The organism is Natronocella acetinitrilica, assembly GCF_024170285.1.
In the GTDB taxonomy this organism is placed as follows: Bacteria; Pseudomonadota; Gammaproteobacteria; order Nitrococcales; family Aquisalimonadaceae; genus Natronocella; species Natronocella acetinitrilica.
Genome location: NZ_JALJXV010000003.1, coordinates 18,379 through 37,308, shown reverse-complemented (window position 1 = coordinate 37,308; position 18,930 = coordinate 18,379). Strand labels below are relative to the sequence as shown.

18 protein-coding genes are annotated in these 18,930 nt (G+C 68.9%); 8 read left to right on the top strand and 10 right to left on the bottom strand.

Going from position 1 to position 18,930, the window contains the following annotated elements; all coding sequences use genetic code 11:
* The 3 genes from J2T57_RS06115 to J2T57_RS06105 form a co-directional block, all read right to left on the bottom strand.
* Entirely contained in the window at positions 1–1,185 is a 1,185-nt protein-coding gene (locus tag J2T57_RS06115; RefSeq protein ID WP_253475823.1) for a hypothetical protein, read from the bottom strand.
* A complete protein-coding gene (locus J2T57_RS06110; protein ID WP_253475820.1) occupies positions 1,172–1,516 on the bottom strand; it encodes a hypothetical protein in 345 nt (114 codons plus the stop codon). The genes J2T57_RS06115 and J2T57_RS06110 overlap by 14 nt, the downstream gene beginning before the upstream one ends.
* Before the next feature lie 258 nt (positions 1,517–1,774).
* Positions 1,775–2,239 (bottom strand): disulfide bond formation protein B, encoded by a 465-nt coding sequence (locus J2T57_RS06105; protein ID WP_253475817.1) that lies wholly within the window; start codon positions 2,237–2,239, stop codon positions 1,775–1,777.
* Positions 2,240–2,395: 156 nt separating this feature from the next.
* Here J2T57_RS06105 and J2T57_RS06100 point away from each other — a divergent pair, with 156 nt between their 5' ends.
* Complete coding sequence (locus J2T57_RS06100) at positions 2,396–2,785, top strand: hypothetical protein (protein WP_253475815.1); 390 nt, start codon at positions 2,396–2,398, stop codon at positions 2,783–2,785.
* Here the strand turns inward: J2T57_RS06100 and J2T57_RS06095 are convergent.
* Together J2T57_RS06095 and J2T57_RS06090 are read right to left on the bottom strand one after the other, a co-directional pair.
* Positions 2,782–4,350: a UvrD-helicase domain-containing protein gene (locus J2T57_RS06095; protein WP_253475812.1), complete on the bottom strand. Its 1,569-nt coding sequence runs from the start codon at positions 4,348–4,350 to the stop codon at positions 2,782–2,784. The two genes, J2T57_RS06100 and J2T57_RS06095, sit on opposite strands and share 4 nt — an antisense overlap.
* Before the next feature lie 62 nt (positions 4,351–4,412).
* Entirely contained in the window at positions 4,413–4,778 is a 366-nt protein-coding gene (locus J2T57_RS06090) for a hypothetical protein (RefSeq protein WP_253475810.1), read from the bottom strand.
* Positions 4,779–4,886: 108 nt separating this feature from the next.
* Between J2T57_RS06090 and J2T57_RS06085 the strand changes: the two genes are divergently transcribed.
* Both J2T57_RS06085 and J2T57_RS06080 read left to right on the top strand, forming a co-directional pair.
* Entirely contained in the window at positions 4,887–5,432 is a 546-nt protein-coding gene (locus J2T57_RS06085; protein WP_253475808.1) for a hypothetical protein, read from the top strand.
* 65 nt (positions 5,433–5,497) lie between these two features.
* Positions 5,498–6,451 (top strand): hypothetical protein, encoded by a 954-nt coding sequence (locus J2T57_RS06080; protein ID WP_253475806.1) that lies wholly within the window; start codon positions 5,498–5,500, stop codon positions 6,449–6,451.
* Here the strand turns inward: J2T57_RS06080 and J2T57_RS06075 are convergent.
* Entirely contained in the window at positions 6,448–6,945 is a 498-nt protein-coding gene (locus J2T57_RS06075; RefSeq protein WP_253475804.1) for an Hsp20 family protein, read from the bottom strand. The two genes, J2T57_RS06080 and J2T57_RS06075, sit on opposite strands and share 4 nt — an antisense overlap.
* 118 nt (positions 6,946–7,063) lie before the next feature.
* Between J2T57_RS06075 and J2T57_RS06070 the strand changes: the two genes are divergently transcribed.
* Positions 7,064–7,447, top strand: a complete 384-nt coding sequence (locus J2T57_RS06070; RefSeq protein ID WP_253475803.1) for a DUF4326 domain-containing protein — start codon at positions 7,064–7,066, stop codon at positions 7,445–7,447.
* Positions 7,448–7,482: 35 nt separating this feature from the next.
* On the opposite strand, the gene ssb is transcribed toward J2T57_RS06070, so the two are convergent.
* Complete coding sequence (ssb, locus tag J2T57_RS06065; RefSeq protein ID WP_253475802.1) at positions 7,483–8,088, bottom strand: single-stranded DNA-binding protein; 606 nt, start codon at positions 8,086–8,088, stop codon at positions 7,483–7,485.
* Positions 8,089–8,314: 226 nt separating this feature from the next.
* Here ssb and J2T57_RS06060 point away from each other — a divergent pair, with 226 nt between their 5' ends.
* Complete coding sequence (locus J2T57_RS06060) at positions 8,315–11,056, top strand: PD-(D/E)XK nuclease family protein (protein WP_253475801.1); 2,742 nt, start codon at positions 8,315–8,317, stop codon at positions 11,054–11,056.
* The gene (locus J2T57_RS06055) at positions 11,053–14,232 is read left to right on the top strand and encodes a UvrD-helicase domain-containing protein (RefSeq protein WP_253475800.1); all 3,180 of its coding nucleotides are present in this window, start codon (positions 11,053–11,055) and stop codon (positions 14,230–14,232) included. The genes J2T57_RS06060 and J2T57_RS06055 overlap by 4 nt, the downstream gene beginning before the upstream one ends.
* 60 nt (positions 14,233–14,292) lie before the next feature.
* Here J2T57_RS06055 and J2T57_RS06050 read toward each other — a convergent pair whose 3' ends face one another.
* Entirely contained in the window at positions 14,293–14,940 is a 648-nt protein-coding gene (locus J2T57_RS06050) for a hypothetical protein (RefSeq protein WP_253475799.1), read from the bottom strand.
* Positions 14,941–15,117: 177 nt separating this feature from the next.
* Here J2T57_RS06050 and J2T57_RS06045 point away from each other — a divergent pair, with 177 nt between their 5' ends.
* Entirely contained in the window at positions 15,118–15,696 is a 579-nt protein-coding gene (locus J2T57_RS06045; protein ID WP_253475798.1) for a rhomboid family intramembrane serine protease, read from the top strand.
* Between the two features lie 98 nt (positions 15,697–15,794).
* Here J2T57_RS06045 and J2T57_RS06040 read toward each other — a convergent pair whose 3' ends face one another.
* Positions 15,795–16,355 (bottom strand): YgjV family protein, encoded by a 561-nt coding sequence (locus J2T57_RS06040; protein ID WP_253475796.1) that lies wholly within the window; start codon positions 16,353–16,355, stop codon positions 15,795–15,797.
* Positions 16,356–16,489: 134 nt separating this feature from the next.
* Here J2T57_RS06040 and J2T57_RS06035 point away from each other — a divergent pair, with 134 nt between their 5' ends.
* A complete protein-coding gene (locus J2T57_RS06035) occupies positions 16,490–17,347 on the top strand; it encodes a hypothetical protein (RefSeq protein WP_253475794.1) in 858 nt (285 codons plus the stop codon).
* Positions 17,348–17,671: 324 nt separating this feature from the next.
* Here J2T57_RS06035 and J2T57_RS22380 read toward each other — a convergent pair whose 3' ends face one another.
* Entirely contained in the window at positions 17,672–18,871 is a 1,200-nt protein-coding gene (locus J2T57_RS22380; protein ID WP_253475792.1) for a tyrosine-type recombinase/integrase, read from the bottom strand.
* Between the last annotated feature and the right edge of the window lie 59 nt (positions 18,872–18,930).

Here is an 18,930-nt window from a genome sequence, read left to right as displayed (position 1 = left end):
TCAGAACCGAAGCGAGGCCTGGAGGAGGAAGAGATCCCAGCGCCGATCGATCTCGCCGGGCTCGTTATCGGCGAGCGGCAGCCAGCCCGTGCCGTCGACGCGATGCACCTCGCCTGCGAGCAGCACCTGGGGGTGGACGCGCCAGCGCACCCCAAGGGTCAGGTCCTTGGCGAAGCGGCTGTGCGCCGGCCCCTGGCCCGCGCCCTCGAAGTCGCGGCCCGAGCGGTCGCTGCGGTCGGTGTAGAGCACGTCGTAGCGCACAAAGGCGCTCCATGCCGGGCCCAGGCGACGCTCGTACTGCACATAGCCGCTCTCGCCGGTGACATCGAAGTTGCGCGGCGCCTGATCGAAGCCGCTGACCTCGAAGGGGCGCAGCGCGTATTCCCCGGTGAGGCTCCAGTCCTCGCTGTTGTACTGCAAGGAGAGGATGACCGGGCGAAAATCGGTCTTGCCATCTCCCGGCCCGCCGCTGCCGCCGTCGAAGTCGATGCGAACGCGCGCCGCGCTCAGCGCCGCGACGATGCGCCCACCATCGTGCTCGTAGCGCAGCTGGCCGATGATCGAGTCCCTGGCGTTCAGTGACCCGGGCTGATCGTCGAGGCGCAGTGTGGCGGCGAGATCCTCGCCGGTCTGCGGCCTGCCGGCACCGATCTGCAAGCGCAGGTCGCCCCGGCCAACGCGCTCATCCCAGTAGACGCTAGCACCATCGGCGGCGAGTGCGACCGAGCGGGTGCGGTCAAAGTAGATCGACTGTGGGAGCAGGATGCCCGGCCGCGTAAAGGGCACGTCCCGGGTCTGGTTGTAGAGGCCGAAGGGGTTCTTGAAGCGCCCGAGCTGGACGCCGGCGGTGCCGCCCGTGGCAAGCGAGCGCTGGTAGTCAGCGACACCATGATCGAGCGCCGGGCGCGCGGCGCGGCCATCGCTGCCGGCGCGCCGGCTGAGCACCTGTGCCGAGAGCAGGAGCTGGGGGGTCGGGCGCACCGAGGCGTTGACGCCGAGCTCGGTGAGCTGCGTGCTGCCCCCGCCGCTTGTGCTCGATCCGTAGAGGTTGTTCTCATTGGTGTAGACCAGCCCCTGGCTCACGAAGCCGCTCACCTGCAGCGACTCCAGGCGCTCGCCGGCGATGCCCGGTGCGCTGAAGAGGGCAGCCGCCAGCGCCGCAACCGCGGCTCTACTCGATGACAATGATCTGGACCTGCCCATCGACAAGCTCTCGTCTGACATAACCGATTGCCCCGCGCGTCGTCGCGACGCGCGCGAGCATCTCCTGCTCACTTGAAACGGTGACCGGGGAGCGCCCGGAGCCTGAGAACACCTGGCGGTCCCAGGCGCTTCGCAGCTGATAGGGGAGTGCGCGCAGTGTCTCCTTGACGAACTGATCATGCTCGGCGGCGGCATCGGGCAGCACGAAGACGCTGACCGGCGTGCCGTCCTGGAGGGTGCGCTGGCGCATCGAGAACAGTGCCCGGGCCATGCCCACACTCATCGGGCCGACCACACTGGGGTGTGCGATCATCACGACCTCCGTGCGCGAGGTCTCGGACGCGCCTGCACCACCCGCAGCGGCGAGAGAAACACAACAGGCCATCATCAATCGCAGCACAGCCAGCACCGGCGACGCTCCACGCTCTCCTGTTCGGACTGGGGCGGTGCGCGCGTGACCAGACGCTGCGCGCGTCATCGCGCAACCGGCCAACGGGCACAAGCCCCCTAACTTCCAGACTTCCGAAAGCCTAGACCATCCGCTGGCCCGTGGCAACCAACGGCCGGGGTGCTAGTCCCTGGCAAGCAGCGGGCAGACCAGCACCGGGACTGCCACCAGCACAAGGAGCGCCCAGCCTGGGTAGGGGACGCCGAGGAGACGATCGACATCGGCGCACTGCCCGCTTGCCAGGAAAACGCTGCCAAGCGTTGCGCCAAGCCAGTCGGCCAGCGCCGAGGTAGCGGGTTGTGCCGCGCAGCCCGCCGCGCCGTCGCCTGCGAGCGCGATGCGCAGGTGCTCAAGCGCCATCGCCCCCCCGAGCACGGCCGGCGCGATCACCGCGCCCGCCGCCAGGCGCGGGTGACGTGGCGCCACCGCGGCCGCCGCAAGGCAGCCAAGTGCGAGTGCCAGCAGGGCAGCGCGCTGCAGGATGCATAGCGGGCAGGGCTCAAGGCCAAGCGCCGCCTGCAGGGCGAACGCAGTCGCCACCGCCAGCAGGCAGAGGGCTGCCGCGGCGAGCGGGGCGGCGCGCTGCATGGTTTTCATCGGCTTGTGCATCGCTGGATAATACCAGCTAAAATAAAGAGGCAAAACCATTCTCGGCGCGCGTCGGCCAAATTGAGACTTGCGTCACAAAACGGAATGGTTTTAAATAGACGAAATAATAACAAGAGCAACCTGTCAGGTGCCCCCATGTCCACTGCCATTCTGCTGACCCTGCACGAGCGATCCTGGCTCTACACGGTGCCTGTTGAGTTGATACGGGGCCGCGGCGAGCACGTCTGCGAGGTGTCGGTCAGTGCCGATCGGCTCTGCCCGATGGATCTTGCCGAGGAGGCGCGGGCGGCGGGCGCCGCCTTTCTGCCCGCTGACGCGACCCTGCGCGCCCGCCCCTGGCAGCCGGAGCGCCTCTACCGTGCGGCGCTCGACGCCTGGCGTGGGGCATTGCCCGGTGGCCAGCGCCTGACGCTGCCGGCGTCAGCCGACGCGGCGGCACTGGAGACCATGGTCTGCGCCACCGAGCGGGCCTTTGCCGCGCTTGGCCTGCGCGCCGCCCACCATCTCGCTGACGGCGGCGCCTAGCCCTGTCCGAGCAGTGCGTCGACGGCGGCGGCGGTTGCGCCGCGCGCTCCCTGCGGCGGCGTCGCCTGGCCGCCCGTGGCCTGGCTCGCCTGACGGGCCTCGGGGGTTGCCAGCGGCAGTGATTCACCGGCAACGCCGATCGCCGCGCAGGCGGGTTCACAGAGGCTGATGTCGAGGGTGCGCATGCCGCGGGTGGCCGCGACATAGAGCAGGTTCGCGCGGGCGGTGAGCTCGGCCGGGTCGGCCTCCTCGTCATGGCCCTTGAAGTCGGCGTCGAGCAGCACGCTGTCCCACTCAAGCCCCTTGGACTTGTGGGCCGTGGAGACGATGAGATCGGCCCGCGACTCGGGCAGGCCCTCCAGGGGCTCGATGCGCTTGATGAGCAGTCGCGCGCCGTACTCGTCGACCATCTTCACCAGCGGCTGGAGATCGCGTCCGAGCTCGCTCTCGCTGTACTCCACCAGGCTCTCCCAGTCGCGGAAGCCTGCCAGGTCGCCGCTCACCACGGGGACCCCGTGCATCAGCTTCTCGGCGCTCTCAAGCAGGCGCAGGAGCTCGCGCACGCCACCGGCGACCATCGGCTTGCGGTTGTCCTGGAGGCAGTCGAGCACCTGCCCGATCACCCCGAGGTTGGTCCGCGAGAGGATCGCCCGCGGGCGCTCGAGGCGCGCGATGCGGCTGTCGATCGTCGGCGTCCCGCGCAGCGTGCCCTCGGCGCCGGCAATCGACTTCAGGATGGCGTTGGCAAGCCCGGCAACCGCCTCGCCGAAGCGAAACGACTGGGTCAGTGGCGCGGTGTGCTCGGTTGCGATCGCCGCCATGGCGTTGACCGCACCGCGCCACTGGTAGATCGACTGGAAGGTGTCGCCGACCCAGATGTGCTGGGCGTGCTGCTGGTTTCTGACCAGCTCGAGCATGATGGGGTTGGCGTCCTGCGCCTCATCGAAGAGGATGAAGTCACCCGGGATGTGCGGGCGCTCGAGCGCCCAGAGCTTGAGGTAGACGTCATGGGTGATCGGCAGCCGCCCGCGGGGGTCGATGAGCGCGGCCCAGAGGCTGTTTGCCTGCGGCAGCAGCTCCCGGCCAAGTGCGCGGGCGCGATCGCGCATGACGCTGCGCTCGAGCACGCCGCGCTCTGGCTTGACCGCGCGCAGGAGCTCCTGGGCGGGCGCGTGACGAAGCCCAATGGCGCGCTCCGCCGACTGGCAGAAGCGGGTGATGAAGCCAAGCAGGAGCTGCGCCTGAAAGGCCGGGTCGAGATTGAACGCGGTGCGCGGCAGGTGCAGTGCCTCGCTCACCACCCAGGGTGTCAGGCGCTGGTCGAGCCGGGCCTTGTAGTAGTGGCCGACGGCGCGAAAGGCGAGTGCGTGGGCGGTGCTGCTGCGCACGTTCTGCGGAAAACGCCGGCGTGCCTCATCGGCGATGGCGCGGTTGAATGCAATGTAGGTGCCGCGCCGCGCCTTGAGCGCCCTGGCGATGTCAACGAGGGTCGAGGTCTTGCCGGTGCCGGCACCGGCCTCGACCTTGAGCGAGCCACCGCTCGCGGCAAGGCTCACGATATGCACCTGCTCGTCGGTTGGCTGGTAGGCCTTGGCCATGTCGCGCTTCCCCCTGCTTGCAGTGGCGCTCAGGGCGCCATGCCGGTGATATGTGCCGTCAGCGCCTCGCGCTGCCTTGCCTTGCGGGCATCGGTGAAGATCTCGGCGAAGAGATCAAAGTCGAAGGCGCCGGGGCGCTCGGCATCGCCGATCAGCGTTGCCCGGAGCTTCTCGCTCGCCTGCGCGGCGAAGCCCTCGATCAGCGCACGCTCGGCGGCAACCGCCTCGCGCTCGCTGCGCCCGTCGGCCATGGCCACCTCGACACGCATGCGGAAGTAGCGCAGCGCCGTTCGCTTGTCGTTGATCTGGTAGAGCGGCGCGAGCCCCTCGCTCAGATGCGACAGGCCGCGGCGCTCACCCTGGCCGGAGACTAGCGAAACCTGCTCAGTGCTCATTTATTATGCCCTTTTTTTATTTTGCTGTCAATGGTATCCCGCGCACTTGCCGGGCCGCGCGCCATAACTTATTATAGCATTAAATAAATAAACTCCTGGAGCGACCCGATGCCGATGCGCTTTCCCCTGGTGGCCGTGCTGGCTACGCTGCTTTGCACCGCCTCTCCGCTTGTCGCCAAGGCCTCGGAGGAGGGTGGTGCGGCTGCGGATGCCTGCTTCCGGATTGCCATCGATGATGGCGTCGATCCGACGCTCTCCTTCTCCGGGCAAGGCTGCCTGGAGGGCGATCGCGTCGCGGTGGTGAGCTCGCTCGCCGAGCGCCACCTGCGTGGCCGGGATCTCGCCCCCCACGGTGCTGGCAATGCGCGCTTTGTCCACGAGTACTTCAGCGAGGGCCATCGGGTGGAGGTTGCCGCGCTCCCGGAGGAGGGTGCCGATGCCTTCCTGGTGCGCTGGCGGGTCATGAGCCGGGCGGCGACCCCGCGGGTGCGCCAGATCGAGTCCGGACGGATGACGCAGTGGAGTCACCGCCCGGTGCAGCGCGAGGAGGTCTACCGCCACCTGCTCCGCCTTGAGCGTGGCAGCGCGATCACGCTTGCCGTGGGTGATGCCTCCTCGGGCGGGGAGCGGCGCATCCGCATCGAGCGCCGCTAGTCCGGCGCTCGCCTCACCCCGGGCGCGGCGCTACACTGTGCGGGTTTCCCGAGAGATGAGCCCGCATGCCCCTCGCCACACGACCCCACACCGCGCGTCCTCCCGCCACCGCGGCACGCCTTGCGCTTCGTCATGCCCGCCAGCTAAGCGCCTTGTCAGGGCGGGGCTTCGCGGGGCTGCCACGGGGCTGGCATGGCCTTTCTGACCGGCTGCTTTGCGCGACCGAGGCGGCCGGTGGTGCACGCTTCACGCGGCTCGATGCGGCCTACGGGTGCCTGCGGGTCGCCTTTGAGGCCGGGGAGCGGGATCTGGTGGGTGCGCTGGTCACGGCTGCGCAGGCCGAGGCGGCGGTTACCTGCGAGCGCTGTGGCGGTGCCGGGCTCCACCGGCGCCTGGCGCGCCGCGCGGCGGTGCTCTGCATGCCGCACTTCGTGCACCTCGCGCTCACTGAGAGTCTGCCGCCCTGGGCGGTGCGGACCTGGCTGCGTGCCCCGCTTGCGTCTGGCGCCCCGGCAGTGAGCCGTGCCGCGGCGCTAGGCAGCGATCGCGCGCCGCAGGTGCTTGAGCAGGCCCTCGCCCGCCTCCTGCCCCCTGCCCCCCGGATCGAGGCGCTACGCGCCGATGCGCCGCGGATAGCGGGCGTGTGCGCGCATCTGCGGCGCGCCTTCGGTGCGCGGCTTCACGGCCTGCGCCTGCTGCCTGGCAGTGGGCCGGCCGAGCGCCATCTGGGGCTGGTGCTTGAGCTCTCGCCGGGCGAAGCGGAGTGGGACGCGATGATCGCGGTGGAGGCGCTGCCGCTTGATTTTGACTGGAGCTGCCGGATCGAGTGCCTGTCGCCGCAGGCGCTTGCCTGGCCGGGCCGCTCGGCCGACCCCTGGCTCGCGCTTCTTGCCCGCGACCGGGGGCTGCCGGTGGCAAGGCTTCTCGCCGCCTGCGGCCTACACGGGCCGGCAGCCACCGCGGGGCCTTCGGGCGCGCCCCGGGCCGCCGGTGGCGACCCGGGTGCGCCGGCGGGCTAGGCCTCGCTGGCCTTGCCCGCCACGCCTTCGGGGCCTGGCGCAGCGATGCTGATCCGCCGCGGCCGCTCGCTCTCCGGGATCTCCCGGGTGAGGGCGACGCTGAGGATGCCAAGCGCAAGGCTCGCACCTGTCACCTGGACGTGGCGGCCGAGACGGAAGTCGAGGATGAAGTCGCGCCGGGCGATGCCCTGGTGCTGGCGGGAGAGCTCCTGGCCCTTCTGTCCGCGGCCGCTCACCCGCAGCCGGGCGCCGCTTACCTCGATCTCGAGATCCTCTTCTCGGAAGCCCGCCACCGCGATGTCGATGCGGTAGGCCGACTCCTCGCGGATGATGTCATAGGGCGGATAGGTGCCGGCCTTGCCGAGGCCACCGAAGGCGTCCTCGATGTCGTCGGCAAAGCCGATCGCCGAGCGCAGCATCATCGGCACCAGGCGGCCGCCGTCAAGCAGTACGCCGCCAGCACGGGAGGCCGGGGTGGGGATTGTGGTTGTCATGGTAGAGACTCCTTATTGGTTGCAAGCAAGTCATGGTGTCATCGCCACTTCTCCATCGAGCAAGGGCGACATTTAAATAATAAAAAGGTTATTATTATCGGTCAAGCGGGGAGGTGGCATGGGCGGCTCGGTACGGGTGGGGAACAGGCATCGGGGGGATGTTGGGGACTACATCGGGCGCCCTGGGGCGCTTGGCAATCCGTTTGTGATTGGCCGGGATGGCTGCCGCTCGGCGGTGATCTGGCGCTATGCCGAGTGGCTGGAGGCGGCGGTTACGCGCCCGGGCCCGGTGCGCTCTGCGATGGTGGGTCTTTTCAGGCGGCTTCGCGCCGGCGAGGACCTGGTGCTCGTCTGCCACTGCCACCCGCGGCCCTGCCATGGCGATGTCATCGCCGCCTTCCTGCGCCGCCACCTGCCGGGCGCCCCTGCCGGGTCAGGCACCCGCCTCGAGCCCCCTGCCGAACAAAAAAATCCGGGGAGCTTGCGCCCCCCGGAAACTTAATCTAAACTATGACTAAAGTCCTGTAAGTCATTGTGTCAGAATGGTATATCGTCAGTGTAATCGGCGGCTGGCGGCAGGTTGTTGTCGTAGCCAGCCGGGGCTGCGGCCGGTGCGGCAGCGGGTGCCTGCTGCGGATAACCCTGGGCCGGAGCCTGCTGCGGGTAGCCCTGGGCCGGAGCCTGCTGCGGGTAGCCCTGGGCAGGTGCCTGCGGGGCAGGCTGCTGGTACTGCGCCGGCGGCTGCTGCGGCTGCTGGCCCTGGTTCTGCGGGGCAGCGGCCTGCGGACGCGGTGCGGCGTTCTCGTTACGGCCGTCGAGCATCTGCATGTCGTTGCCGACGATCTCGGTGGTGTAGCGGTCCTGACCGTCCTGACCCTGCCACTTGCGGGTCTGCAACCGGCCCTCGACGTAGATCTTCGAGCCCTTCACAAGGTACTGCGAGACCACCTCGGCGGTCTTGCCGAAGAACACCACGCGGTGCCATTCGGTGCGCTCCTGCTGCTCGCCGGACTGCTTGTCGCGCCAGCTGTCGGTGGTCGCCAGGCGAACATTGGCAATCATGTTGTTGTTGGTGCCATGACGCACTTCCGGATCGGCGCCCAGGTTTCCTACCAAAATGACCTTGTTGATTCCACGTGCCATAGTGCTCTATCTCCAAAGATGATGATGCCGCCGCGGAATGCTGCGGACACCGTGGGCTCGCTCGACCGGCCAGTGAAGACAGCCGTCCCGATTGCCTAAAGTCTACCAGCGCAGGCCGTACAAGTCAACAATAAAATAGAAACAATTAAATAATGTCGTGGCGGGTCTTTTAAATAATGACAAATCAAATTGATTATGCTATAGTCAGGGCTTGCTGGAGGGACTCATGGTACTGTCAAACGATCTGCATTTCGTCCTGCTGCCCGATCCGCCGTCGGCCCGCCGCGGCCGGCGCTATCTCGCCGAGCGCGGTGGCGGGGTCGGCCTTGTGGCCGGGAGCTGGATGGAGCTCCTGGAGCTTGCCCGGCGCGCCTACGGCGTTGACCTGCCGCCGGAGTCGGCCTGGCGGGAGCGGCTGCTCCAGGCGCTGCTCGCCGATGATGCGGCGTTCTGGGCGCAGAGCGTGCACGCCGCGCCCGAGGAGGTCGCGCGGGTGGTCGAGCAGGCGCTGCGCTGGATGCTCGCCGCCCACAGTCCTGACACCGTGTGGCCGCAGCCAGCCCCCGAGGGGCTCGCGTCGCGGGTCACAAGGCACTTTAATGAGTTGTCGCAGCTCCTTGCAGATCTTGGGGAATTCCTGCCAGTCGATTACCGCAGTATTCGCGGTGTGCTGGCGAGCACGCTGCCGCCGTCGCGCAGAATCCGGGTCTACGCCATGGACGCCTATCCGGAGATCGACGGCTGGCAGCGGGCGCTGATCGCTCGCCTGAACGCGGACGCCGGCGAGTCGATGTCGCCCTCGGCACTCGCGGTGATGATGCTCTCTGAGTTCGCCGGCGCCCCGGCGCTTGCCGAGGAGGGCAGTGCACTTGCCCATGTCCAGCGCTCGCTCTACCACCCCGGCGCGCAGGCGGCACCGAGTGATGGCAGCGTGCGCTGCGTTGGCGTTCGCGACAGCCGCGAGGAGGCGGAGGTTGCCGCCGGCATGGCGCAGCGCCTGCTCTCGGTGAACCCGCTGCTGAAGCGCTCGGAGATCGGGCTGCTGCTGCCACCGCTTGGCGAGTACGTCGAGGTGGTGCGTGAGGTATTCTCCGACGCCGGGCTGCCCCTCTCCGGTCTGCCGCGGGCAACCGACGCCCGGGACCTTGGCCGCGAGGCGCTCTCGCTCTTTCTCTCCTGTCGCGATGCGCCGGCACCGCGCATGGCGCTCGCCGCCCTCTACGCCTCGCCGCTCATGCCCTGGGGGGCTGCCCGCGGGCGGGATCTGGCGCAGTCGGTGATGGCCGGGCGGCTTCGCTATCCGGAACTGGCCGAGCTTGACGTGAAAAGTGCCGAGGTGGTGCGCATGCTCTCAAGCGCCGAGCGCACCAACGGCGGCCTGGCCGGCATGCTCGAGCGCTTCGTGGCGCTGCTCGCCCCGGGTGATTACCAGGCCGTGCACATCGAGCGCGCCCGGGAGACGGCGAACATGCTGATCAGTGCGCTTGGCGATGCGGACGAATTCGCCGCGCCGGACTTCCCCGCGCTCCAGGCCCTGACCCGCCCGGGGGTGGTGGCGCTTGAGGCCGACTATGACTACAACCTCGAGGGCATCACCGTCTCGCTCGAGGGCTACGAGCCCTGGCGCGGCGTGCGCCACCTCTTCGTGCTCGGCTTCTCCCAGACCCACTACCCCGTGGAGGTGCCGCAGTCGCCGGTCTTCCACCCCGAGGAGCTGGCCGCGCTTGAGCGCGTCGGGGGTCTCGACATGCCAACGCCGCGGGTCTTCGTCGAGCAGCACCGCCGGCGCTTCCTGCGCCACCTGCGGCTTTGCCGCGATACGCTGACCTGCCTGATGCCGCGGCTCTCTCGCACCGGCGAGACACTCTCGCCGTCGGCCTCGCTCGATTTTCTCAAGGACCTGATCGACCCGGCCGGCGAGCCCCTGGTGCTCGACATCGATGCCGCCGAGGACCGGGCGCGTCTTGCCATGTTGCCGCTTGCCGGGGCCGCCGAGGTGCGCGCCCCGGTGCTTGCGCGCGAGTCCTTTGTCTCGCTCGGCGTCGATCTGCTGGATCCGTCCCTGCCCGGGCGGCGCGGGCCGAAGAACGAAACACCGACCAGTGCCGAGACCCTGATCGTCTCGCCGCTCGCCTGGACGCTCCGCCGCCTGGGTGCGCTGCCGATTCTCTGGGAGGCCGAGGGGCTTGCCGGGCGCGAGCGCGGCACGCTCGCCCACGCGGTCTTCGATCGGCTCTTCCGCCCGGGTCTCGCGCTGCCGACAGCCTCGGAGATCCCCGATCTGGTGCGTCTTTATCTCACCGCGGCGATCGGTGCCGAGGCGCCGTTCATCGCGAGCGACCACTGGGAGGTCGAGCGCCGCCACATGGTCACCGAGCTCACCCGTGCCGCGCTCGCCTGGCGGCGCATGCTGGAGAGCCTGGGCGCGACGGTGGTCGGTGCCGAGGCGCGGCTTCGTGGCGAGTTCGACGGCGTGCCGATGCTCGGCGACGCCGACTGCCTGCTTGCCCTGCCCGGCGCGGGGGTCTTTGTCGTTGACTACAAGCGCTCGCGGCAGCGCTCCTGGGAGGATCGCATGACCCGTGGCTATGACATCCAGACGCCGCTCTACCGCCGGCTGCTTGGCCAGATGGCGGAGGCTGACCGCCCGGAGGGGCTTCGCGGCATCGACCCCGGCGCGGTGGGGGTTGCCTACTACACGCTCGAGGACGAGCGCCTGATCTCCGATCGCCCCGCGCCCCCTGGCAGCAACCTTGCCGAGTGGACGGGTGTCGAGGAGGACGTCAGCGCAGCCGCCATTCAGGCGCTGCTCGAGCGCTTTGACGCCCTTCGCAGCGGCACGCTGGCGATGAATGTCGAGGGCGACGCCGAGGCGATCGAGCGGGCCACGGGCATCAAGCCCTACGCCCTTGGCGCCTCGCCACTGATTGAACTCTTCTCGCAGCCCGCCCAGACGGAGGACGCATGAGCATCGAGAGCAGACTACGCGTGGTGCCCGCCGGCGCCGGGTCGGGCAAGACCTACACCATCCAGCAGACGCTCGGCGCCTGGCTCGAGTCGGGCGCGGTGGCGCCGGACAGGATTATCGCGGTGACCTTCACCGAGGCGGCCGCCGCCGAGCTTCGCGAGCGCATCCGCTCCCAGCTCCTTGGTGCCGGGCGCCTGGAGGACGCGCTACGCCTGGAGGAGTCGTGCATCACCACCATCCACGGCTTTGGCCTTCGGGTGATCAAGGAGTACGCCTTCGAGGCGGGTATCTCGCCGCTGCCAAGGCTGCTCACCAACGACGAGGCGGACGTCCTGATCCGCCGCTCGCTCGCCCGCACCGACCGGGCGCGGGAGATCACCGACAATCTCTCCGCCTTTGGCTACACCTACAACCCGGGCACGGGCAAGGGGCCTGAGGAGATCTTCCGCGATCACCTGCGCACCGTCATCACGCGCCTTCGCTACATCGGCGCGCGGGGCCGCGATGCGGCCGTGCAGGGCGATGCCGCCAACTGGATCACCGCGCGCTACGGCGCGGCGGCCGATGGCGAGGCGCTGACCGGGGCGCTGCGCGCGGCGGTCAGCGCGCTGCTTGCCGAGTTCCCCGAGAGTCTTGAGTCGCTCGGCAACAGCCCCACCGCCGAGCGGGAGTTGCGCCGCGACTACCAGGGCCTGCGCCGCGCGGCCGAGCCCGGTGTGCTTGCGCGCGATTTCCGCCTCTGGAAGGGCCTCCAGTCGCTGCGAAAGAGCAAGCGCGGCAATCCCATGCCGGAGGGCTATGATGCGCTCGCAGAGGCGGTCGAGGCGGCCGCGGCGCGGCTTGGCGAGCACCCCGGGCCGCTTGCCCATGCGCTCACCCAGTGCGCGGGACTCATTGGCGCGAGCCAGGAGGCGCTCGATCACTACGCCCACGACAAGCAGCAGACGGGGCTGATCGACTACGCCGACATGATCGTGCTTGCCAACACCCTGCTCGCCGAGCGCGAGGACATCCGCGAGGCGATCCGCGCGCGCTACGATTGTCTGATCATCGATGAGTTCCAGGACACGAGCCCGATTCAGTTCTCGCTCCTCTGGCAGCTTGCCCAGGTGGGCCTGCCGGCGCTGATCGTCGGCGACATCAAGCAGGCGATCATGGGCTTCCAGGGCGGGGATGCGCGGCTTTTCGATGCGCTCATCAAGAACGCCGGCGCCGAGGTGACACCGCTCACCAACAACTGGCGCTCCCAGCCTCGGATCATGGACTTCGTCAACGCGGTTGGCGCCTCGCTCTTCGGCGAGGACTACCAGGCGCTCACCCCGAAGGCCTCGACCAGCCATCTCGGTGCGCTCGACGTCATCTGCTTCAGCGGCAAGCTCGCCCGCGGCGTGAGCGCCGATGTCTGCCATGCGCGCAACACCGCCGAGCGCCTAAAGGAGCTGCTCGACGACCCCGATGCCCGCGTGGTTGACCGCAAGAGCGGGGTGGAGCGGCGGCTGCGTGGCTCCGACATTGCCGTGCTCTGCCCGCGCCACCGCCAGCTCCAGGTCTACGCCGAGGTGCTGCGCGCGTTTGGCATTCGCGTGCGCCTGCCCCAGCAGCACTGGTTCGAGTCGCGGGTGGTGCAGATCATCGACCACGCGCTCGCCTACCTCGCCGAGCCCGGCGACCGCCACGCCGCACTCTACCTGGCGGTGACCGAGCTCGGCTCGCTCACCCTCGAGGAGGGGCTTGCGGCGCTCGCGACAAGCGGGGGCGTGAGGAGCCCGGTGCTTGAGCGGCTCGATGCGGTGCGCGAGCGCATCAGTCGCGATGCCACGGTGGAGGCGGTGGTCAGTGCGGCGATCGGCGCACTCGCGCTCTACCGCGCCGTGCTGCTCTGGCCCGACGCCGAGCAGGCGCGCGCGAACATCGTGCGCTTCGAGGGCGAGGCGTTCGAGTACCGCCGCCAGGCCCGCGAGGCGCTTTCAAGCGCCGGCTTCTTCGGCGATGGCGTGCAGAGCTTCCGCGGCTGGCTTCGCACCCGCATCGAGAGCGATCTTGCCTCGAACCGCCAGCCCGACGCGCGCTTCATCGACGAGGAGGCGGTGGAGCTCACCACCTGGCATAGCGCCAAGGGCCGCGAGTGGCCGGTGGTGGCCGTGTGCGGGCTTGCCAACAAGGTCGAGGCCGACGCGCCGAGCTTTGATCTTGGCTACGCTGATTTCTCCGATCTCTCCGGCCTGCTCGAGCAGGCGGTGCTCGAGTTCTCGCCGCGCTTTGAGGACAAGGGCGCGCAGGCGCGCTTCACCGAGCCGCTCCAGGTGGCGCGGGAGGCGGAGACCGCAAGGCTCCTCTACGTGGCGCTCACCCGCGCGCGGGACAAGCTTGTGCTCGAGTGGCCGGCCTACAAGGCCGGGCATAGCGGCGTGTCGCTCTGGTCGCTGCTCGCCGAGCGCGGCGGCATCGAGATCGCTGACAGCGCGGTGGTGATCGGCGAGACCCGCTGCCCGGCGCACGTGATCGACGCGACGATGGACGATGCGCTACCCGATGAGGCGCCGGCGCCGCGACTGAAGGACTTCGGCCTGCGCGCTATCGAGCGCTTCGAGGCGCCGGCGGCGCTCACCCCCGATGCGGTGACCCCGAGCAGCGTGCATGCAGCACCCCGTCGCGGCGGCGTGGCGGCGGTGCGTACCGCGCGCTACCCGATGCCGAGCGAGGCGTCGGCGCTCGAGGGCGAGGGGGCTGCGCTCGGAACGCTCCTCCACGCCGCCCACGAGCTGATCGCACCGCGCCTCGCCGATCCCGCCCAGGCCCGCGCCGAGGCCGTGCGGATCGCCGGCGAGGAGGCGGCCGACGCCCTGGTGCGCCGTGTCGAGGCGTTCGAGCGCTGGCTGCGCGAGGCGCTCGCCCCCCAGGCGATTGCCCGGGAGATTCCAGTGATCGGGCTCACCCAGGCCGGCAGCGTGGTGCATGGCAAGTCGGATCTGCTCGCCGAGACCGCGGCCGGCATCTGGGTGCTCGATCACAAGTCGGATGTCTGCGAGGATCTCGCCGCCGGCCACCAGGCCCATGCCGGGCAGCTGCGCGCCTACTGCGAGGTGCTCGAGCGCGCCGGCCACCGGGTGCTTGGCACCGGCATCCACTGGATGCGCTACGCGGCGGTGACGCTAAGCCAGCGGGATGTGGACTGAGCGGACGGGGCGCCAGTGTCTCGGCGCCCCGTCCCGGCCTTCTCAGCGCGACTGCGCGGCTCAGAAGGCGAAGGCGAGCTGACTGTCGTCGACACGGCTTGCACCGCGCGCCCGGTCACCGCGCTGTTTCGCAGGCGCTGTGCTCTTCTCGGCGGCGGGCTCCTCGCGCGCGACGCCGAGCGCTGCCACTGCCGGGCTCGCGGGTGTGGCAGCGCGGACCACGGGCTCTGGCTGCCCGAGTCGCTCCGGATCAAAGGCGCCGAGGCGGGTTCGAATCAGCGCGTAGAGTGCACCCTCGTTGAATGCGACCTTGAGACCCACTTCCTCGAGCAGCGCCTGGTCATAGTCGCCGATCCAGGGCGTGTGGCTGCCACGGGCGGTGCACTTGGCGAGGAAGTCCGCCTCCGCGGCAACCCCGTCGATGTCGACATAGAGCGTCTCGGCACCGTCGCGCTCAATTGCGACCGCCACGTGCTCAAGGGCGAGCGGGTCACCGCCGTTGCCGACCTGGATGATCCGCGCACTCTCCCCGATCCAGCGGCGCAGCACCCGCGCCATCTCCCAGGAGCCCTCCCGGTAGAAATCGCCGATGTCATCGATGCAGTCGTAGGCCGCGTCGCTGCCAAGCGCCTCGGCGATGGCCGCGGAGTAGCCGTGGTGGTGCTCGACCCGGCCGCTCGCCTGGTCAACGCTCTGGTAGCGGTGCATGTCTGCCTCCTTTATTATTCTCCCGATATTATACCAGACAATGCCGCTCGCCTGGTGATGCTTGACAATTGATAATATCACCGTTATAATAAATGAAACGTGCAGCCGTGGCCTGTGCAGGAGCGGGCAGGGCGGGGGCCGACAAGCGGCCTGGCACAGTGACCAGAGGAACCCATCGTGCGAGGAGGGGTGCGTGTTGTCGACCTGATTGACTGGAACTTCAGCCTGCTCTTTATCACCGCGATCACGGTGATCTACTGGGCGGGGCTAACGCCCTATGGCTTTTTGCTGAACACCCAGTCCGAGTCGCCGATTGCGCTTGCGCTCGGCGTGCTGCTCTACCCGCTGGGGCACGCGGAGTTCAGCCACTGGTTTGTCAACGCGGCGGCGCTCTGCGCCTTTGCGCCGCGGGCGGAGGTGCGCTTTGGCACCCGCCTTGTGCTGCGCTATGCGCTCGCCACAAGCGTTATCTGCGGCCTGCTGGTGCTGGTGCTGCGCGACGGGATGCTGATGGGGGCGAGCGGTGTCGCCTACTTCTTCTTTGGCCTGATGCTCGCCTATTATTTCTGCCTCGGCAGCCGGATCTGGGCGTTCTTCGTGCCGTTCATCGTCTCCTTCTTCGTGATGGCGGAGATCTGGGCGATCGGCCTTGAGGGCAACTACGCGACCGAGGTGCATCTGGTCTCGCTCGCAGCCGGCCTGGTGCTCGGCTATCTCTGGCAGGACGAGGCGCTCGATCGGCAGTTCTCGCGCTAGGCGGGCACCGCCACACACGCGCCGACCCCTCCGGATAGTCCGGAGCAATCAATAAAACCCCCGCCCGGCCTGCGCCCGGCGGGGGTTTTTTGCTGCCGTCATGGGCGGGGGCGGGGTGCTGGTTCGCCGTAGTCGATGCGCTCCCCACGAGACTGCGCGCGGTGCATGCGCTGGATGCCGACGGCGAGCGCGGCCAGCGTGAAGAGTGTGGCGAGGGCGAGGGTGAGCGAGCCGATCGCAAGCGCGTAGCCGAGATAGAGCAGGTTGCCGAGGACAAAGCTCGCCCGGAAGGGGATGCCACGGGTGAAGAGATGGATCCAGGTGATGAGCAGCAGCGCTGCCACCGGCAGGGCATCGACCAGGCTGCCCACCGTGTAGGCTGCCGCGCCGAGTATCATGAGCGTGCAGGTCGCCGCGATCAGAAGCCGCGTTCGGCGACAGGCGCCAAGGGCGCGGGCCTGCTCGGTCAGGATCTGCCGGGGGATCGCGATCAGCGCCATCAGCGCCCCACTGAATGCCCCGAGCGCCCCGAGGTGCATCGCCCAGAGCAGTGATGCCGCCGCCATCCACCAGAGCAGGCCGCGATTATCTGACCGGGAGAGGGCCACGAGACTGACAATGAGGGCGATGATGCCAACGCCATGGGCAAGTGGTTCCATGCTGGACTCCTTTGGCCGGGGCTTGCCACCGGCATTTAATTAACGCTATATTAACCCAATCGATCAGGAAAGGCACGGCCGGCGGCGAACCGCCGGTGGTCTTTCTGCCATTGCCGCTGCCAGGGAGGGCAGTCATGGAGTGTGTAATAGCAGAGGGTGGGGCAGGGGCTTTGCCCGCGGTACGCGGCTTCGAGGCGACCCACGTCTTTCACCAGGGGGCGATCGATCAGGCCCGCGCCGGCGGGCGCGATGACAACCCGTTGCATGACCCGCGTCGCCACCAGGCGGTGCCGGGTGGGGGGTTTGGCGCGCCGGTGGCACTCGGCTTCCAGGCCGCACTCCTCTGTGAGCAGCTCTGCGCGGAACAGGGCAGGGTCATCCCCACCGGGCTCTGGCGCTATCAGTTCTCCTATGTGCAGCCGATTCTCGCCGGCGCGCGCTTCTCGGTGACGGCGAAGCCTGCCCCCGGCGGTCATGGCCATCGATTGTGCGTACGTGGCGCGGGTGGGCTGCTGCTTCGCGGTGGGATCACTGCGCTGACAGCTGACGCCGCGCTCTGGGAGGAGGGGGTCGCGCTCGCCGCTGGCGGGGAGGCGCGCTGGCAAGGCGCCACCACGCTCTGCCAGCCGCGGCTTCGCCAGATCCTTGCCGGCAGTGGGCGAGCCGCCCAGCGACCGGCCGGCGCGCGGGTTGCGCGGGTCCCGGCCATGGCGCTCGCCGCGCTTTTCTCGCGGGCGCTGATCGAGCAGGCCCGGGGGGAGGGGCTTGAGCATACGCGCACCCCCCAGGTCTACGTCGCACATGACTGCATTGCTGATCACGGCGCCCTCGCGCGCCTCGCCGGCGGCACCACGCTGTCGATCGTGCTCGCGACGGCGAGTCTGCGCCCTGGTGCTGACGGCCGGCGCCGTGCTCTTGGCGCCATCCTCGGCCCCGACGGCGCTGTTCTTCTCGTCGCCAGGCTCTCGCTGACGCCTTTGACAAACGACTAATAGACCGTTATCTATTGTTCCCGATACCCCGACCGGACGCCGTGCCAATCGGCGAGGCCCCGGGTGACCAGGGGGGGAGGCTTCGCACAGGCCAGCAATTCGGACACGGGGCGGCGAGGGCCGCGGCCGCAAGGCGGCAGGGCTGCCCTGTTGCTGGCGCGAAGGCGCTTTCTCAAGTTACTGATAAGCCGTTGTTTTTGTAATTATTGCAAGCAAGTGATGATTTTTTGGCCAATCCAATACGCCGTGCCGGAGCGTCATGGAGTTAGGGGCCCCCGGTGGCAGTTATCCACAGGCTTTCCCACAGGTTCTGTGGATAGGTGCTCAGGACTTTTGCTTGAGCGCCTTGGCGCGGCGGGAGACGGCTGCGAAGACCTCTCGGTCGAGAGTATGGATGTAGCGCATGGAGGTGCGCACGTCGTTGTGGCGCCCGAAGCGCTGGACGACGCGCAGATCCCCGGTGGCCTGTGCGAGTTCGGTGATGGAGGTGTGGCGCATCCAGTGGGTGGAGGCGCTCTCGAGCTGCTCGGCAAGCTCGGGGCGCGCGGCGCGGACGGCGGTCGCGGTGTCACGGAAGATGTCCTTGACGATCCGGAAGAGGGCTGCGCGCGTCAATGACTGGCGCATGCGGCCTGCGCCGCGCAGCCGGCAGATGAGCGGCGTGCGCTCGCCTGGCTGGGGCAGGGCGGGGAGTCCGAGGTGGGCGCGGTAGGCGCCGAGCGCCTCCATGGTCTGCGCGGCGAGTGGCACCTGGGCCTCCTTGTCGCCCTTGCCGCGGACCTGCCAGGTCCAGAACTCGCCGCCGCTCTCGCGATCGGGCTGGATACTGCCCATGGTGTGGCTGACCGCCTCGGACGCGCGGGCGCCGGCATCGCGCAGGAAGGTGAAGATCCAGCGGGCGCGCTCGCGACGGTCCTCTTCCAGGACACGCCCGGTGGGCATGGCATCGATGTGGCGGAGTACGGCATCGATGGCATCGGGCCCGAGGAAGCGCTCGATGCGGCTTGCGGTGCGCCGGCTGCTCGCGCGGCTCTTGCCCCTGGCGCTTGCCAGCGGGTTGGTGCGCAGGTAGGAGACGCTCACCAGGTAGGAGAGCAGGCCATTGATGATGGCCCTCGCCTGGGCGCGGCTCGCCTCGCTGAGTGGCCCGAGGAATGGGCGCCAGTCCGGATGGCTTCTCGAGACCCGGCGCTGCGCCACCCAGCGCGCCCGGGGCCTGGGGTCGAGGACGAAATCGAAGTAGTCGCTGTAGTCGTTGGCGAGAAGTGCTGAGAGCGCCTTGCCGCGGGTCTCCGCCGCCCAGAGCAGTAGCCGCTCGGCCTCCTTTCGGTAGGCGGCATGGGTGTTGCGGTTCTCGCGCACCTCGTTCAGCCAGCTGGCGACGGCCTCGAGATCGTTGTCGGCGGCGATGGTCGGCGCATCCCGGGAGCGAAGCGCCCCGTCACCTCCAAGGGGGAGGGGAGGGATCACCCGTTCATGATCCCAGGGGCAGTGTCCCAGCGCGCTGTCCTGTTGCTCTGCCACCCGTTTTGCTGCCCGTCGCCGAAGTTGAGTGCCCAGTCTACCCCCGGTGGGTGGCTTGT

What these genes read in the sequence shown, in the direction of transcription:
- J2T57_RS06075 (WP_253475804.1), bottom strand. Translation starts at nt 6,945, where the DNA reads ATGACAACCACAATCCCCACCCCGGCCTCCCGTGCTGGCGGCGTACTG.
- J2T57_RS06035 (WP_253475794.1), top strand. Translation starts at nt 16,490, where the DNA reads ATGGAGTGTGTAATAGCAGAGGGTGGGGCAGGGGCTTTGCCCGCGGTA.
- J2T57_RS06105 (WP_253475817.1), bottom strand. Translation starts at nt 2,239, where the DNA reads ATGCAGCGCGCCGCCCCGCTCGCCGCGGCAGCCCTCTGCCTGCTGGCG.
- J2T57_RS06090 (WP_253475810.1), bottom strand. Translation starts at nt 4,778, where the DNA reads ATGAGCACTGAGCAGGTTTCGCTAGTCTCCGGCCAGGGTGAGCGCCGC.
- J2T57_RS06070 (WP_253475803.1), top strand. Translation starts at nt 7,064, where the DNA reads ATGGGCGGCTCGGTACGGGTGGGGAACAGGCATCGGGGGGATGTTGGG.
- J2T57_RS06060 (WP_253475801.1), top strand. Translation starts at nt 8,315, where the DNA reads ATGGTACTGTCAAACGATCTGCATTTCGTCCTGCTGCCCGATCCGCCG.
- J2T57_RS06040 (WP_253475796.1), bottom strand. Translation starts at nt 16,355, where the DNA reads ATGGAACCACTTGCCCATGGCGTTGGCATCATCGCCCTCATTGTCAGT.
- J2T57_RS06055 (WP_253475800.1), top strand. Translation starts at nt 11,053, where the DNA reads ATGAGCATCGAGAGCAGACTACGCGTGGTGCCCGCCGGCGCCGGGTCG.
- J2T57_RS06050 (WP_253475799.1), bottom strand. Translation starts at nt 14,940, where the DNA reads ATGCACCGCTACCAGAGCGTTGACCAGGCGAGCGGCCGGGTCGAGCAC.
- J2T57_RS06100 (WP_253475815.1), top strand. Translation starts at nt 2,396, where the DNA reads ATGTCCACTGCCATTCTGCTGACCCTGCACGAGCGATCCTGGCTCTAC.
- ssb (WP_253475802.1), bottom strand. Translation starts at nt 8,088, where the DNA reads ATGGCACGTGGAATCAACAAGGTCATTTTGGTAGGAAACCTGGGCGCC.
- J2T57_RS06080 (WP_253475806.1), top strand. Translation starts at nt 5,498, where the DNA reads ATGCCCCTCGCCACACGACCCCACACCGCGCGTCCTCCCGCCACCGCG.
- J2T57_RS06110 (WP_253475820.1), bottom strand. Translation starts at nt 1,516, where the DNA reads ATGATCGCACACCCCAGTGTGGTCGGCCCGATGAGTGTGGGCATGGCC.
- J2T57_RS06085 (WP_253475808.1), top strand. Translation starts at nt 4,887, where the DNA reads ATGCCGATGCGCTTTCCCCTGGTGGCCGTGCTGGCTACGCTGCTTTGC.